Raw genomic sequence first — 17,289 nt, 5'->3', positions numbered from 1 at the left:
CTGGAATAGTAGAAACGGTTGAGAAAAGGAAAAAAAGAAATATAACAAATAACGATAGGAGGAAAATTGGGGTGGTTGCTTTCATATATTGAGCCAGATTACAGAATTTCTAAAATTTATGAGGAGTAAATCATATCATGATGTGCTCATTTTAAGAATGCTGTGATAAATTTTATTGCAACGATAATAAAGATGGATAATATTTTTCATTATAGCGACTTAATGTAATCATCTTCCTGTTTTAAGCTGCCTATACGGCAGTTAACACGACGCAAAAAGAAGTAAAATATGTTTAATTTTTCTAAGCTGCCCTATACGGCAGTTAACAATAAATAACATTTATTGACATATGATGTAAATTTCTAAGCTGCCTATACGGCAGTTAACTTTGCGCCGGGAAGCAATTCGAGAAGTTAACATTTCTAAGCTGCCTATACGGCAGTTAACGGCATGCCAGGCTCGCAATAACGGGGTTGTTGTTTCTAAGCTGCCTATACGGCAGTTAACATTGCAACAAATACGTATTCCGACCGTTTCGCTTTCTAAGCTGCCTATACGGCAGTTAACGCATATACCTAGATGGCCTGCAATTTCCTCTTGTTTCTAAGCTGCCTATACGGCAGTTAACACCCTAACTTTTTCAAGCGATGACCTTGCAATTTTCTAAGCTGCCTATACGGCAGTTAACCTAAAACCGGCTCTAAAACTCCAAAACCTATCCTTCTAAGCTGCCTATACGGCAGTTAACACGATTGACCCGAACAAGTGAGATAATTTAAATTTCTAAGCTGCCTATACGGCAGTTAACCCCTGCAACTAGCAATGTCATAAATCTTCACATTTCTAAGCTGCCTATACGGCAGTTAACGGAGCTCCGGTTTGTCCGGGAATAACAGTACCTTTCTAAGCTGCCTATACGGCAGTTAACCTAAGTCGTTTACAGAGCATGGTCATATTATTTTTCTAAGCTGCCTATACGGCAGTTAACAATCTATTATGTCTTCGACTGCTTGGCAGCGTTTTCTAAGCTGCCTATACGGCAGTTAACAGGCAGCAGGTCTTAATCCTATATTAGCCTTTTTTCTAAGCTGCCTATACGGCAGTTAACTAACTGAGTCGATTACTACTTTATCGCTTTCGTTTCTAAGCTGCCTATACGGCAGTTAACACTCATAGCGCTGCGATTACAAATTATTAGTATTTCTAAGCTGCCTATACGGCAGTTAACTTGGCCGTAATGTGGGGCATATGTTGGGTCAATTTCTAAGCTGCCTATACGGCAGTTAACATTGGCGGCGCATGAAGTTAGATGATTTTAAGTTTCTAAGCTGCCTATACGGCAGTTAACTCTTTATCATAAGCTAATAAGCCTTGGGTGTTTTTCTAAGCTGCCTATACGGCAGTTAACTTTTATCAGGCATTGGGTACTTCTTCTCGCCTTTTCTAAGCTGCCTATACGGCAGTTAACGAGCAAGCGGGTCCGTAATTTGACACTATAAAATTTCTAAGCTGCCTATACGGCAGTTAACGTAAAAAGTCATCTTCAATTAGCTCATTAACATTTCTAAGCTGCCTATACGGCAGTTAACATCTGCTTTCTCCATAAAATCTTGATAATATTTTTCTAAGCTGCCTATACGGCAGTTAACCCAAATTTCACACTTAAAATCAATTTAATAAACAATAAGCTAGTATAAGATATCGATGTGTAACCATTGATATTTTATATGATCGCAACCTATTGATTTAAATAAATTTTTAAAGAACAGCAAAAATAAAGGTTAAAAGTCAGGTAGCGTTGATACAGAACTTAAACCATAACAACTGAATGCATTATTTATAAGTTCCTCAGAGGGTTCTTTATAAATAAAGAGCTTAAATGTGTTTTTGGAGCTTAGGCTCGAAATTTTTATAAATGGCGCACGTATTAATGATTCTTTATGATTTTTTAATAATCCCATCGCACTCTCCAAATCAATCCCTTCGCGCTTTGCCTTTCTTCGAGCTATGCGTTCAGTATTAGACTTCGATTGCTTTCGTTTGAAACGAACATAGCTGGTTATATTACCCGGGACATCACGAGCTCCAGTTATGTGAGCATAATCAGAGAAATTATTTAACCATTTTATTGCATTAAATTTCTCGAGCATTTGCTTTTCCATAGCAAATACTCTTAATTTGGTACCCAACTGACATTTTTCAGCATCATACTCTGGAAAAGCAAGTCCAATTGGTGATAAACCATTAGGCATTTTTGTTTCCACCAAACCCAGATGAATCATTTGATATATTTTCTCCCATAAGAAATATATATTAATATCAGCCATGGGCAGTAAAGTGATATCCTGGTAAAAATTCATGATTACTCCTTACCGCTTTCGCCAAAAACGCCACCACGGACCAATACTGCCATCACATAATGCTCTTGTTCTTTTGTTGTCAACGTTTCACCCCGAGCAAATTTATCAAACAAGGTAAAAAAATCGGATTTATTTCTAGGATTACGATATGCAATCCCAAGATTAGTTACAGCACCATATGGTTCTATAGCAATCGGCCCTGTAGTAACATGACTATATTCTGGATACCAGGTATCAATAGTTCTTAATGCATTACCAATTTTTTGAGAATGCATTCCAGCAACGCCGTTAATATGGTATAAAATCTTGCTCTTTTTGCTTTTACCAGTTCCTTTATCCAAAATTAGCTCTTCACTCGGATATACTTCCTGAGAGCGACCAACTTTCGCATAAGTTGTAATATTCAATAATAAAAAGGGTATTTTACCAGATAAAGCAAGGGCTATTTTTTCAGCCAAGGGATTAATCAACTCATCGCTATGGTTAAAATCGTTAATAGAATAATTAGAGGAATCAAAAACCCAAGACTCTTCTTTTTCAGAATTTAAAACTTTAACACTAACCTCTATATGTTCAGCACCTACTCTGTTACGCCATAAAAAACGTGCATTGGCTATATTAATAGCATAACGTTTTGCTAATTCCGTAAAACCTTCTTGTTCGATATAATTCTTAGCTGCCGCAGCGTAACTCTCATTAAATACAGCATTGTTACAAGCAGAAGGTTTTTCAACCTGACTTAAGATCTTCAGAGTGAAATGCAATTTAAGAGTATCTTGTTCAACACCAAGAGCACAGCAATCCACAGTTTGTAAGTTAGGATTTTCAACTTTTGCATCCAGTTTTGTAGGATCAGCTTGTAATGGTTTTGACAACCGATTCGAAATCGTTCCACGTACTGATTTTTCCAATAGTTGCAAAGGTGTCGCCTCAAGATGACGTTTATTCCAAGTTGTACCATAAAAATAACCATCCGAAGGTACCAGTTTTTTTTCAAATGCGAGTACGGTCGCCATGTTTTCATTTTTAGCCATAGTATAAATTTCCTCTTACATTTAGTTTTTATGTATTGTGTTGGCAAAGATATAAATTATTTTCAATATCGAAGCAGGAGTGCCAAAGCATGTCATCAATATTTTTTATACGATATAGCATTTTAAACTCTCCAAGAGTTACAACGCTTTCGGCAAATCGGTGAGGTATATCAGGGGCTCGTTGATTCTGTGCTTGTCCAAGAGGAGAAATCCCGTGGAAACCAGTAGCTATGGGAACAATCCATCCAGATGTTTTACGTCCGCTAGTCCAAGTTACTTTACCCTGATCATTTTGTTCACTGCGATGCATTATCTTTAAATACTCAAGCATCGCATCAATTGCGTCCTGCCCATTTTTCATCGCGTCAATCATCAAATCACGACGCTCGACTAGAACAAAACCTGGCATCAACTTTCGTACGAGTTTACGATAATCTTTATCCTCTCCTATTTTAAGTATCTCGGGTTTTTCAAAAGGCTTCTTAAACCCTAGGAAATCTCCACCCGAAAATTTCATACTCCTATGCATCTGCGCATATAAAATATTTATAAATTTATCTTCATCATCTTTATCAAGGCCAGAATATTCAATCACAATAGAAACAGTCAAATGACAACGCGCCTCTTCAATAAATGCCGAACGCTCACCGTTTTTATCTAGTGGATTCCCAGTTCCAATAATGGAATATACGTAATCACTATGCCCTTTGAATGTATTCAACTTGAATTCATGAGACACAACTGAGACGCCTTTGAATACAAGATCAGTAAATCCCTGTTGATTTAATTGTCTTTGCAATGCATGTACAGCGCCCAACCAGGACGTCATAGCCGGAAATCCTATGGTATAAGGACTGGATAAGGCGTTGGCATTTTGTATACGCAAATATGGAAGTAGTAGGATTCGTTTCATAGCAAGTTCTCTTCATTGTTTATCATCACTGCCTTGAGATGCTGGAGATAAGTATCATCCAAAGTAATCGCCATTTTTCCTATTAACTTCTCATAGGTTGAAATAAACCAGCGTGCAAAATCAGTACTCACCGAATCAAGCCAATCCTCATCCGTTAAGCGTTCATCCTTACGAGACTCATCAAGCCATATTTTTTGGTAAATTGGTAAATTTGTGTCTTTCGACCAACCTGGCTCAGCTAGACGGACCACCCACATTCTTTCAATAATATCGTTAATAATATCTTGCACTCTCCAATCCAAGCTATCGCGTATTTTTTTATTATTATAATCCGCAAGGTATAAATTATGTATTTTGACAAAATGTTGCTCAAAACTTTTGGGTCTCAGAGTGTTAGAAAAAAAATTATTTTTAGGCAACCGAATATGATGACTGGATAAATTTGGAGGGATGCTGGAGAGCAAATAGGATTTTCCACCGTAGGTACTATTTAGTATACTGATATTTTGTGGTTTGGTTCCCCCATATCCAATCATCGCTAAACCATATAACTCATCAAAACCTTTTTCGTTATAAAGATTTTTTCGTTTGTTATCCCGAGCTTCTTTAATTTCATCAGAAAATCGAATACTTTGAATACGGTTTCTTAATTCGTATACCAAACCTGAGGGTGTCAAAATTGATAATAAATGATAACCACTAGCAACAGGAAAATATACTTGCTTCACACACTCACTTGTAATCGCAGTAGTCGTATTTTTCTTTATCGAAAGAAACCCTTTGCGTAACACATCAAAATGCATAGTCGATACATTCATTTCATTTTGAATGACCTCTGTATTAAGCTCTAAATGTGTCAAAATTGTTTGCCCATCGTCCAGCGTCAACGACAAGAATTTAAACACATCCATAGCTGCAGCATTACCAAAAACGTCTAATTGAGCATGTGCATTGCCCGTCCTTAAAAATCCATCCTCGGATCTCTTACACTCAGCGATAATAGGACTGATTTTTGCAGCAGGATGACTAAATTTTCCAGGATGACTCACTATGGATAATTGACTAGCCCTTTTGGCAGCGTCAGGTAACCAGCTATCAGGCGAAAAAATATTATTTGACTCCTGCTCAATACGCTTTATTTCCTCGGAAGTCATTCCGGAATTGATTTTTTTCTTAATCCAACTCGCCTTTCTTTCAAATAAAAAGGTCTTAATAACATCACCCAAAATCACTCCCCGTTTTAGTGCGATCGGGCGGAAATATAAGTACTCTCAACACAATTGTCAAACCAATTATTTCTATTAATTATTTCTTTTTTGGTTTTTTATGAATCAGCTGTGATTATATTTTTAATATAAGCTCAGAAGAAGGATTCTATGCTCTATATACTTTATGTTAATTTACTAAGCTGTGAGCTAAACCGACTAATTGAACTCTTTACTGCCGGAGAGGTAGCTTAGAAAAATTAATTCCATTAATTTATGAACTGCCGAATAGGCAGCAACATTTTTACCGAAAATTAACAGAAGTTATTGGCCTCATGAAAGATCAATAACTTTTAATCAGCGTAGTCGAGATAAACCTAGTTGGTATGAGTACTGATAAAACTGAATTTTATGACTATATACTGGCAATGAAATTTCACCATAAATACGTGTGGCCTGTGATTTAGTTTTGTTTGTTTTATTGGCAATAACTTCTATTAATTGTTGATAATCGCAATCCAGCCATAATTTACTTAGTATTCGTTCTACCGGTTGATTCACTTTAATCCCATAAACGGCGGTTCGATTCACATACTCAATCGGAATTCCCTCAGTTTTTTGCATAAATTTCAGCTCACCACATTCTGCCTCTAAAAATAACTGTTTATCTAAACCACTTTCACGAAACCGATTATAATTTTGTGGATAAGCGGTTAACCACCAACATTGGGTCAACCATCCCTGCATTTCTTCAGGCCCAACTAATGCAGCGCTATCTTTAATTTTCCAACCTGTTAATAGTTTTGATATGGAGTAATGTTCCATATCAGCAAAATTGTGCTTATATTTGAGACTAATATCCCGTTGTATCCGTGGTAGAGCATTGATACCTTCGGTTAATAATTTATGGTCAATTAACTGATTAATATCATGTGTAGAAAATAAACAATCTTTTTGTTCATAACCAGGACAGCAATATGCAGGGTGTTCATCGGCATTAATTAACGCTTTCAAATTGTATTGCATCAAAGCGATATTAGGTGTTTTTGGTATTTTATTGCGATGACGCAGCACTCGACCAGCCAATTGAATAATAGAACGAAAAGAAGACGGCTCTACTACAGCCCAATCAAAATCGTGATCGCGCCCTACCTCTTCAACTGGAGTAGCAACCAAAATAAAAATTATGTGTTGTGATTTGCTATTTGATAAGTGATAACGAATAATCTCATTTTGAAAAGGCTTTGGAATTTCTCCACCCTTTTCATTGCGCTTCAGCACTTCATCGAGATGTTTTTCCTGTTCACTACGTAATAACAACACCTGCTGACTATGATAAGCCATCACACGAAAATCAATGTCATTCGGCCAATCGATAGTAGCCAAATATTCAGTCAAAGCTACACAAGGATCTATATTCGCCATACGCACAAGACCAATTGAAACCATTTTTTCAGTTAACGGTTCAATCTCTGCATGCTGTAAATGCTTTTCTATAATTGCTTTTTGTATTACGTTAAAATATGCATGTTCTATTGTTATCTTATCCTCATTTGTTTTAACCTGAGCTCTAAATTCCTTAATGTGCTGGCACGAAACTATTTCGACTTTACGCTTGATTGGCTCCGCTTTTAATTTTTTAACTCGTTTCTTGATAAACGTTTGATGATAGTTCTCGTAACACTTCAGTGCCTGTTTAGTATCTGAATCAGACAACGTCTCAATCTGAGTCCCGAATTCATCGATCCATGCGCAAGCAATATTGAAACTAACATCTCGTGTATTGGCAAATAACAACCAGCCCTCGCGGTAGGCGTTTAAATAACCTTCCGCAAGATCTGGGGGGATTGTTGCAGAAGAAATCATGACTTTTCGTCCCAACATACCAGCCAAATGAATAAGGCGACCAATAGCGACAAGATCGGCCCCATTAAAGTCATCAATCTCATCAATTACTAGGTCTGACGACATTAATCGCAGACTTGGCAAAATATAACGCCCTCCACGCACACACTCTGTGGCGGGTATTAAATGATCAATTGTGCAAGCCAGCACAGGTGAATAAAGAAATTTCCGACTACGCTCATCAATTAGAACAGTATTTAACCGCGATTCCGGTATTACGCATTCATAATCAATCATATCATCATCCAGTAGAGCCCCCATTGACTCAGCACCGGCTGATTCATTAAAGTCTTCTTGCTCTTTTTGTTCAAGCTTATTTTGTTTATGCAACTCCATTACAGCTCTGGAGCCAATCATTACTGCAAGCTCGCTGTTGTCCAAACCGATACGTTCCCGATATTCGTCACCAGTTTGAAGCGTAAGTGTTCTGAGACCCAATGCTAAAATAAAACGAAGACTCTCACGATCAGGTGATAGGGCGCGCATGACTTTTGCATTGGCATAAGTTTTACCACAACCCGTACTTGCCATATTAACTGCGAAAAAACCATGTTGTTTATCTTGGTATGCAACAGGAACGCTTTGTTTCCATTCTTTAACTTTTTCAACGGCCTTATCTTGCCATCCAAATGCAGACGGGCTTTTTTTCTTGAGTGCTCTTATATCGTACGCATAAGGTAATTCATTCTCAAATGCCGGTAATAATTGGGCGATATCAAGCGCTGAATGAGCTACTCCAACCAAATGTTCATCCAGCTTTTGATTGGGCTCTCCTTTACTATGGCCATTACAATCTTTTCTATATGTATTGGCTATCAAATCCATATCTGAATGCCAGGTTTTGCTGGCACCTTGTGATGAATAATTATGGTCGCCCAACATTAATGATAAACGCGCGTGATATAAAATTAATCGCCAGCTACCATTTTCCATAGCCTTATTTAATAAAAATAGGCAATCTCGCATTTTGGATGCCCATCTTTTGACAAGTTTTAACCATGGCAGTGATTGGCTGGACAAACCATCATCAAAGGTCAAACACTGTTTAAGCTTGGCCTCATAAAATTTCTCATCTTTTCTGTTTTCATAACCCCAAGTTTGAGAAATTTGACGTAACGCTTCATCTAGTGTTCTTAAGTGGTCATCTTTGTAATTACGGTTTAAATTAATTGGCAATTTATGATGAGATACTATCAACCACGCCAACAGGCCTGCTAGCGGGGGTAAATTTTCCAACGGTGTTTCTGAAATATTTTGTGCCAAAACCATTTCATTCAGATCCCCATGGATCAAACGATCCAGCCATTGAGCGTCTGAGTTATTTTTTACATCTGAGTTATTTTTTACAAATGCTTGAAACAATAAAACCGATACCCACTCATGCCGCAAGGGGTCACCCAGTTTGTTTTTACTTTCAGGTTTCAATTTCTCCTGGAAGTACCTCGAAGCTTTGCCAAAATCATGAAATAAGGAGGCTAAGGCTGCCAGACATTTAATCAAAGGAAGATAATGCCAATCATTTTCCCAGCGCGTATTTACAATATCTTTTCGCGTGAAGTGTACCGGAACAATACCTTGCGCATTAAATTTACTACGATTTCCTATAATCCAAATTAATTCGCTACGGCTACGACTCCTCAGCCAATGACAAGAAACAGCCGTATTCTTTGAGGCTGTTTTTTTTAATAATTTTTTAACTGCATTTAAACCTTCATGGGTGATAATAGTTTGCCAAGTATTTTCACCAATACGACTTGCAAATGAGTCCAATACCCTACGTGTTTTATTTAACGCTTTTTTCTCGCATTGTGATACAAACGTGACCATCATAAAGAAGGCCCTTCACAACTGATTGTTTTAACAAAATCAAACATAAACTCAAGCGCATTATGTTTAATAAAATTTTGTAAGCATTGTTGACGAAACTCTTGCTCTGTTGTTTCATCTTTGGCACATATAAAAGCCCATGGCAGAATTAAGGCATCTTTAATCAAATCGGCCACATCAAAAACCAACGCCCCACGACGCGTTTTTCCATGCATAACAGCAAAACCATGTGGGATACCTAATACCCACAATACTGTCGCAGCAAGTCCATACGTTAAATAATTACCATGATTTAAAAACGCATTAGCATCGTCGTCACTATTATATTCACGTGTAAATCCAGCTTGATTCGTACGATTCGCAGCAATCTTATATAGGGCTTTGGTTAACTTGGCCTCAATAAGTAATAACTCATATACTCCTTGGGCATTGACAATGCTTTTACGAAAGTTGGTTAATGCCGTCTGAATATCAATATCATCAAGATAAAATCCCTTTGATATCAAATCCGAATCTCTTCCCCATACTTGTTCAATAAAAGTAATACGAGCCTGCTGAAATCGTTTAGCTACATTTAAGCGTTTTATTTCGTCAAACCAAAATTTCATCCATCCTTGCACATATTCTGTGGGGCGGTATTCGCTTTGAGGACTGAACCATTCGACTTCATTCGCCATAAGCAGTGGTGTACCTCCTCCGCCACAAAATCCAACTAATACTCCGGCTTGAGCCAGCATGCGCATTGCAGCTTGAGAAATAGATGTTCCAGTTCCCAGTAGCAGACAGGTTGTGTTAGCAATAGGGATATTCCAATATTGGTTTTCCTCTTTTGCCTCAGTAAGATACAGCACTCTTCCATCTTTTTGCATAATGCGGCATTTTTCTAAGTAATAAATATTCGCGCGTTTCGAGTGCAAAATTGCTTTTAAGTCAGTTAATATTTCCATTAAAATCCTGCTAATTTAAACTTTGCATTCTTTACCTCACGTAGTAGGAATAGAATGCGAGCTATCAAACTATTTTCAGAAATTGAAACTTAAAATTTAGATAGCCGAAGATGCCATATGATGACTCTTAATTTGTCCCATATTACGTCGAAGCCTAGTACCATTCGACTTAATTGGCAGAATATTTACTAGTAGCGGATTTTAAGAGCACTTTTTTTGTTTTGTCAATTATTTGTCCATTTTCTATAGAGTGTTAATTAGCCCATTAGTTCAAAATATGTTTTTTCAACCTAATTTAATTTCAATTTGCGTAAAATTAATGTGCTTGATGGTAGACTCCATATGAAGAGAATCATTAAGCTCCTTCCTATAAGGGGGAAATTAAGAAGCCCCTCCAAAGAGCCTGTTGGGATAAGCCGCTATGCGGTAAGAATGTCCTGTTCCGGCGGTGAGTAAACACACCATAATTCGATAACTATCCAGAGGCACCTTTTGTTTCAGAGCTTGCTATTCGCACCCATCTAAGTGACGGGAAACATAAGACAAAAATAATGGGAATCATGATAAGCGAAATTGTTCCCATTATTGCACTTATTGGGGTTAGGTAAGCAAATTACAATTTTTATGCTGTGGCATATTATGCGGTAAAACCCGTTAATTGAGATTTTGCAGTTACACAAATTTTTTACAGGCTCAATTTAATGCTTAAGTGGGTTGGCGGTTCCATTACTCCCTTAGCCCCTTACTTAACTTTCTTTTACATTCTTATGGTTTTGAAGTCATCATTACTACCACTTTGACGACTTCAAAATCCAACTCAAGCTCATTGGTAAATTAAGAAGGTTGCTGATAGGATTCAATACGATTAGCCAAAGCAATTATTTCAGTCCGTAATTGTTGGCTGAACTCAGAATTAGCACACTCAAGTTCTCTGCTAAAAGTGTTGTCATACCATTTTAACTTATAAACAAAACCTGATTCTTTATTTCCTTTAACTAGCACTATAGTCGGTTTGTTATGGACATCATAAGTAACCAACTCTTTTATCAGCTCAACGCCACTATGAGCAAGTTTTCTATTGTGTTCAGTAAAAGCGCAACTGCCAATCCCTTTTTTGTCAAAGAACTGAACAGCACCGTCCCATCCGTCTCCATCATCTCCATTTTTCAATGACTTATAAGCGCCATAAGGAGCGACCCCAATGTTGAGATCCATTTCTTCAATAGGAACACCGACAAAAGTATAAGCTATTTTTAACTCGTCAATAGATGCTCGTATATGAGTACTTTCAGAGGAAAGAGCTCCTTTATATTTTGCCTTATGATACAAAGCAACATGTTTTAACTCGATTAACTCTTTTGCTCGTGGCTCATTATCTTTAACGTAGCCATTTTTTTGTTGCTCATTATTCAGGGCTAGATACTCTTTCATCTTTGTTGCCATATGAGCATCGTTTGCATTTTGTTTAATACTATTGCTTTCAATGTATTTATTTGCAGAAACCATACTTACTTCAATAGAGTCCGGTAGTTCAATACCTGCTTTAGCAAGCATTGCTCTATTACGTTTGTCGATTTCTTCGTTAGTTATAGTAGGTTGAACATCTGCCATTGCTTTAAAAGAAAATATAACTGACATTCCTGCTATTAATAATTTTTTCTTCATTTATCTATTCCTTTAACCCAAATAAGTGTTTAGTGATCCCACCAACCGTTATAAATACTGCAATCTTTAACATTAGTTTTATCAAACGGAATTCTTCCATTACCATAATCACTTAGATAATGGTATCCAGAAACGAACCATCTGTGATCATTTAGCGGTGCTTCTCCCCAATGAACAGCAGCTTGCCTCCATGTTACACTGTAACCTGTATCAATCATGTGATCCCGGTCAGCCCCATAAATATTTCCATGAGTGCTTACAACTCTCCAATCATAAGGATGATTAAACCACCAAGTTATAGATTCATTGTTGTAGCAATTGGCGCGGCTGTGAACGGTTGTAGAAACCATTCCAGCATGTAGACTTAGGGGCAACACCCCTAAAATAGTGGACAGTAGTAATATTTTTTTCATCCAGTATCTCCATTTCCATTACATCTTTTTAAGCGAACGCGAATTTACTTGAAAGGCTATCATCAGTCAAAAGAAAAAAGTAAAAAAAAAGAAAATTCTCATTATCTCGGATTTGCGCAGTTCGCTATTCTTATATGTTATTTAATAAAAATATATTTCAGAAGATTATTAAACGATTTATTTGTTTTGGATGTGAGCCATATGAGCCCTTACATGACTGAGCATATCAAGAGATTTGGGGAATATGTTTTAGATTTGAATAAAACACCAAAAAACTAGTAGTTCTAGCACTTATTTATATTATTGCCACGATTAAATTAACGTTAGCAATTTCTTGTATGACATGTCGACTTTATGTTTTAATCACCGCGGGTAATCAAAAAATTGAAAATAGTTAAATAACTAGGATGTTTTATGATAAAAAAAACAATAATTATCTCCCTAATTTTGTCAATGCCTTTAACTGTAAATGCTGGTTTTCTCGATATGAACCTGGCAAAACGATGTCATCAGTTATCTATAAAATTAGTTGAAACAAAAGAGCTAGAATCAAACGTTTTTTGCGCGGAAAAATTATATGATGCATCCATAAGTGCAGAGATGGCTGGAGAAGCTTTCACAGAAGACGATAATTTCACTGCAAAACTTGATTTACAATTAGCAATAAAAGCTCTGAATTATTCAACCGTGGAGAACTGTTCTGAAGTGGCTAAGATAGTCAACTATAAAAATGAATTACAAGATATATTGCTTTGGATAAAATAATATTTGGCGGATTGGATCTACCCTACTTTCCCATTTCCCTTTCAACATTTCGTTCAATAATGTATTCATTGGTTTCTTTATGAATAACTAATGAAGGCTGATTGGATCTTATTGATGGCAGATACTCCCTTATAATTTGATTTGTAATTGTAATATCATCCAAAGCACATTCTAGATTCTTTATGATATGTGAAGCTATATCATTATTATAATTGTTCAGTTTATTTAATAATGCGTCTAAAAACCCCATGGCATTTTTAATATGATATTCAGCACTATAATTATGATCAGCAATTAGATATTCGATGTCGCGGTCATTTTTGCAATTATGTAAAGTAACTACAGAAACGATATACATAAACATATGATAAGACAAAGATCTAAATTTTGTAGAATCTGGATTAGCTAACCAAGATTTGATTGTATTAGGGCTCTTTTGTATTAATTTTGCAAGCTGTGGAATACTTAACTTTTTCTCTTCAATTAATTTCTTTAGTCGTTCGTTATACATGATAATCTAAAACTTCGTTATCAATACGTTAGAGTACCTTGTACCCAAGGTTGTTTATTGAAGTAAAGATTAAAAATTATATAAATTTTCAAAATCTACCAAATCTTTGCGCTAAAGATGCACGATGTTCAATATCGGTTTGTTGTGTTAATTCTAACCGTAGATACTCTAATCGTCCCACACAAAACTGAACGCGGTTTAAACTTAAAGCGCCATCTGAATATTGTTCTAGTGAAGAAAGTAATTCTTCTATATAAAACACATTTTCTGGCTTAACAGTTTTAAATACCGCTCTATCACTAAAAACAACAACATTATAGATATACCGCTTCTCTAATAATTCAAAAATATTTTGAATGGCTTTAACGTGTTTATAATTTTGATGAATTGGATTCCGAAATCTACATTTCTTTGTAAAGATGGTCTGAGTCCAAAATTCGATTTAGGATTAGCAAATATCCAGCCTTTGTAGTGCTTGGTTTCAATTACAAATATGGGTTGAATTACAGATCTGGGGCAAAAGCGAATCGTCTCATTTTTTGATAAATAGTTATTATGAGTTATATCGAAGCAATTTTTTACAAAAAAATCAAATTGTTAATTGTCATCTTAACTTTGTATGATATTTTTTTCAGTAACTTATTATGCGAGCAGTTATGAAAAATCGCTTTATTTAGCTTGCAAATTACTCATATTAGTTAAAAAATATCAATTTTTGCCTTGACCTATCAAATCCTTTCAAAATTACTCATTTGCAGTTCGCTTTTACCCCAGAGCTGTAATTCAACCCTAAGTTCAGAGCACATACATTGCTTTCTGCTTAGAAAACACCGAGCCTCAATGATTTTGAAAAGGCTCAGTGCATAAACAATCAACATCCATTGGAAGAAGCCATCCAAGAATATGGTGTCCTAAAATTATTTTTCATCGGAAGGGCAAGTAAAAATATCAATTCGTCAATCTCAAAAATAAATAGCTTTTTAAAATTTTTATCTAGTCTTTCATATCCATGAATCAATGAGCTAAACCAGTCATCCAAATAGACCTCCGGCCGGGATCTTAGCGAAAAGGGGTCATGTGCAAATTACATACATATTCCATCCAATATGTGTTTAAATTTTTTTTATTATCTCACTAGTTGGCATAAAAATAGTACACATAAAAGAGCAATGAAGTTTAAATTAGAACAAACTACTCATAACCTCTTTAAAATTAATTAAGAATATAGATTGATAATTAATTAAATAAACCACATGACCCTTTTTCGCTAAGATCCCGGCCGGAGGTCTACACTATGGCAAATTCCTTATTTTACTTTCTTTATATACTTCTGAAATTCGTTGTCCATCCCAAATATACCTTAAATGACATCCTTGTATAGGTATTTCTAAAGCAGGAGGTCTAAATATCCCCATACATAAGCCATTAATATTTCTAACACTTGGATACAACAATCCCCAATGTTTATCCTCGTGTATTTTTTTTCCAAACTCTTGACTTATACTATAATTTGCAGGATCAGGATTAAATAATTTCTCATAGCGTTTATCTGTAATATCCACTAATGGTTTTCGTATTTTACTAAGATACTCTCGCATAGAGATGGAACATGGTTTTTCATTAGAGGCACTATAAAATCTTTCTCGATGGAAGCAAGTTTCTTTTATAGCTGTTTCAAGTGACGAAGCAGCATAGTAAACACCAAAGTTGCCGTCGCTAAATCTTGAACCAAATCCAGTATGCGTAAAAGCAGCCATGATGGGCGTCGAACCAGGGCCTCCTATCCAATCTTCTTTGTCTATTAGATTTATTTTACCAAGCTCTAATAAAATCCTTTCATTAGTTAAACCTTCAAGAAGAGCAATTTGCTCAAGCTCTTCTAGCGAATCTGCCCAATCAAATAATGTTACTGGTGGGAATTTAGAGGGTATTAATCTATGAACTTTTTTATCATAATCCCTAAATGAGTACATCTTAATAACCTCTCCAGAAATCCAGAAACTTTCTCACATCGGCAAGACGAATCATCCCCCCTTCCAGCATATATTCCTTTGGGGTTAAGCCATTAAAAGGAGGTAATTTATTTTTACGATTAATCCATGTCCTAGCTTGCTCTGCATCATCAAACAAAATACGTAAAGATTTATAGATTCCTAAAAGATAAGAAACTCGTTCTTTTTGATCCCTATTTAATTTTGCCTTATGAGAAGTATATGTTGATCGAGGTATGTCTCCCATTAAAATACGGGCTTCGTTTTCTTTCAAATCAAAACGTTCTACAAGATTAATTAACGATTTCCATATCACCTCATCAGGTATTTGTTGTAACGAATTTGTATTAATTTGCATAATGATCTCCTCATAAACTTTAGTAAATTATAGTCCACTCAGGGACAATTGTCTATGAAAGGACATAAATACAAATTAGATTTCCCCACTCAATGTTCCATTTTCGGAATGATAAACTCGAAAGATTCGTTTAAATGAATCTAAGATCAATTTACAATAATTAAGTTTTTTACTTTATTGGGCAGTAACAGTGTTTTTACTTGCGCACTATCTTTAATCTCATGCTAATTTATTCCGATGACTGGTTGTTTTTATGATTTGATGATGTATATTATCAGAACAATATGGCCTTTAAATTATTGTCATGTACTATGATTAATATTGAAAAATAAAAATGAAAAGCCGTTACTTTAATTCATTAAAAGAACTAATTCCTTTTTTAGAAGCTCTTTCAGGACAGGGGTATTTTTTTCGAGGTCAACGAGATGCAATTCAATGGCATGTAATTCCTAGTATTTTTAGAGAAAATCGGCTCGATGCATATATAAAGAAAATACAAGTCCCCTCTTCTAATTATTCATATCCATTTAACGAATCTGTTGTAAAAGAATGGCTTAATTGTAAAGAAATTCTAGAGTTTGTGAGCTTAATTCTTTATAAGAATAAAAATAAAATACGATATTTTGAGCAATTACCACTCAAAATTCAGAAATTATTTGAATTGGGGACATTCTTATTAAAATATAATTTTTATCTTGGTCTCTATGTTAGCCAAAATCCAAACAATCATCTCTTTGATAAGAAAACTTCATCTCTTTGTGAAGTTATTCCTTATCAAGTTTGGGCTACGAAAGATAAATTCATTGGTTATATTCAACATACTCTACCCTTATTATTAGATATAATTTTGATGGATGGAAATATCCACCAAAAAGGTAGCCATGATAATGTTATAACAAGTTACAATCAAACATTCCCCCAGCACTACGATTTTCCAACAGCAGCAGTAGACGTAACTACATGCTATTTAGTTGCTCTACATTTTGCTACTGATGGTGGAGATAAAATCGACTCTACATGTTTTTCAGTTTACGCTTACAAACAACTAGATTTTTCTGATGACGCTCCCTGTTTTCTTTATAATGATGATGAGCTTCAATTTAATATACGTGCTCAAGCACAAAAAGGATCATTTCTTTTTTTCAGAAGCCCGTGCACTCATTATTTAGAAACAGGAAAATTTCCAAGTTTGGATAAGTTAGTTAATCATTGCATAAATAATCACCTACAACATTTTGCAGATGTAATTAAAATTAATGTCCCTTATACCAATTATGTACTAACTCCTCTGCGTGAGTGCTTGATAACTAATGACATTAGTAACAAAACGTTAAAACCTGACATTGCCAATATGCCCGTCTTGATTTAAGAACAGGGGTCAATTATGTAACACGA

14 protein-coding genes and 1 CRISPR repeat array are annotated in these 17,289 nt (G+C 35.6%); of the genes, 2 read left to right on the top strand and 12 right to left on the bottom strand.

Going from position 1 to position 17,289, the window contains the following annotated elements; translation table 11 throughout:
* Positions 1-359: 359 nt before the first annotated feature.
* A CRISPR array of direct repeats spans positions 360-1,649; the repeat unit is 28 nt; unit sequence TTTCTAAGCTGCCTATACGGCAGTTAAC.
* A gap of 132 nt (positions 1,650-1,781) precedes the next feature.
* From cas6f to Ldro_RS03930, 8 genes are all read right to left on the bottom strand, one after another.
* The gene (gene cas6f, locus Ldro_RS03965; RefSeq protein ID WP_058495131.1) at positions 1,782-2,360 is read right to left on the bottom strand and encodes a type I-F CRISPR-associated endoribonuclease Cas6/Csy4; all 579 of its coding nucleotides are present in this window, start codon (positions 2,358-2,360) and stop codon (positions 1,782-1,784) included.
* 2 nt (positions 2,361-2,362) lie between these two features.
* Complete coding sequence (csy3, locus tag Ldro_RS03960; RefSeq protein WP_058495130.1) at positions 2,363-3,394, bottom strand: type I-F CRISPR-associated protein Csy3; 1,032 nt, start codon at positions 3,392-3,394, stop codon at positions 2,363-2,365.
* Between the two features lie 28 nt (positions 3,395-3,422).
* The gene (gene csy2 / locus Ldro_RS03955; protein ID WP_058495129.1) at positions 3,423-4,307 is read right to left on the bottom strand and encodes a type I-F CRISPR-associated protein Csy2; all 885 of its coding nucleotides are present in this window, start codon (positions 4,305-4,307) and stop codon (positions 3,423-3,425) included.
* The gene (csy1, locus tag Ldro_RS03950) at positions 4,304-5,533 is read right to left on the bottom strand and encodes a type I-F CRISPR-associated protein Csy1 (protein ID WP_058495128.1); all 1,230 of its coding nucleotides are present in this window, start codon (positions 5,531-5,533) and stop codon (positions 4,304-4,306) included. The genes csy2 and csy1 overlap by 4 nt, the downstream gene beginning before the upstream one ends.
* Before the next feature lie 336 nt (positions 5,534-5,869).
* On the bottom strand, positions 5,870-9,247 hold the full coding sequence (gene cas3f, locus Ldro_RS03945; RefSeq protein ID WP_058495127.1) for a type I-F CRISPR-associated helicase Cas3f: 3,378 nt from the start codon (positions 9,245-9,247) through the stop codon (positions 5,870-5,872).
* Positions 9,244-10,191 (bottom strand): type I-F CRISPR-associated endonuclease Cas1f, encoded by a 948-nt coding sequence (gene cas1f, locus Ldro_RS03940; protein WP_058495126.1) that lies wholly within the window; start codon positions 10,189-10,191, stop codon positions 9,244-9,246. The genes cas3f and cas1f overlap by 4 nt, the downstream gene beginning before the upstream one ends.
* An 834-nt stretch (positions 10,192-11,025) precedes the next feature.
* Positions 11,026-11,856 (bottom strand): hypothetical protein, encoded by an 831-nt coding sequence (locus Ldro_RS03935; RefSeq protein ID WP_058495125.1) that lies wholly within the window; start codon positions 11,854-11,856, stop codon positions 11,026-11,028.
* A 29-nt stretch (positions 11,857-11,885) separates the two neighbouring features.
* A complete protein-coding gene (locus Ldro_RS03930) occupies positions 11,886-12,269 on the bottom strand; it encodes a hypothetical protein (protein ID WP_058495124.1) in 384 nt (127 codons plus the stop codon).
* A 414-nt stretch (positions 12,270-12,683) separates the two neighbouring features.
* Here Ldro_RS03930 and Ldro_RS03925 point away from each other — a divergent pair, with 414 nt between their 5' ends.
* Positions 12,684-13,034: a hypothetical protein gene (locus Ldro_RS03925; RefSeq protein WP_058495123.1), complete on the top strand. Its 351-nt coding sequence runs from the start codon at positions 12,684-12,686 to the stop codon at positions 13,032-13,034.
* A 22-nt stretch (positions 13,035-13,056) separates the two neighbouring features.
* Here the strand turns inward: Ldro_RS03925 and Ldro_RS03920 are convergent, their stop codons facing one another.
* From Ldro_RS03920 to Ldro_RS03910, 4 genes are all read right to left on the bottom strand, one after another.
* On the bottom strand, positions 13,057-13,545 hold the full coding sequence (locus Ldro_RS03920) for a helix-turn-helix domain-containing protein (RefSeq protein ID WP_058495122.1): 489 nt from the start codon (positions 13,543-13,545) through the stop codon (positions 13,057-13,059).
* Positions 13,546-13,633: 88 nt separating this feature from the next.
* On the bottom strand, positions 13,634-13,933 hold the full coding sequence (locus Ldro_RS16710; RefSeq protein WP_238583954.1) for a hypothetical protein: 300 nt from the start codon (positions 13,931-13,933) through the stop codon (positions 13,634-13,636).
* Between the two features lie 904 nt (positions 13,934-14,837).
* Positions 14,838-15,518: an RES family NAD+ phosphorylase gene (locus Ldro_RS03915; RefSeq protein ID WP_058495121.1), complete on the bottom strand. Its 681-nt coding sequence runs from the start codon at positions 15,516-15,518 to the stop codon at positions 14,838-14,840.
* Position 15,519: 1 nt separating this feature from the next.
* On the bottom strand, positions 15,520-15,894 hold the full coding sequence (locus Ldro_RS03910) for an MbcA/ParS/Xre antitoxin family protein (protein ID WP_058495120.1): 375 nt from the start codon (positions 15,892-15,894) through the stop codon (positions 15,520-15,522).
* A gap of 334 nt (positions 15,895-16,228) precedes the next feature.
* Between Ldro_RS03910 and Ldro_RS03905 the strand changes: the two genes are divergently transcribed.
* Positions 16,229-17,263 carry an FRG domain-containing protein gene (locus tag Ldro_RS03905; protein ID WP_058495119.1) on the top strand — a complete coding sequence of 345 codons (1,035 nt, stop codon included), beginning with the start codon at positions 16,229-16,231 and terminating at the stop codon, positions 17,261-17,263.
* Positions 17,264-17,289 lie beyond the last annotated feature (26 nt).

It is taken from the genome of Legionella drozanskii LLAP-1 (assembly GCF_001467585.1).
In the GTDB taxonomy this organism is placed as follows: domain Bacteria; phylum Pseudomonadota; class Gammaproteobacteria; order Legionellales; family Legionellaceae; genus Tatlockia; species Tatlockia drozanskii.
This window is presented reverse-complemented; position numbering and strand designations above follow the sequence as displayed.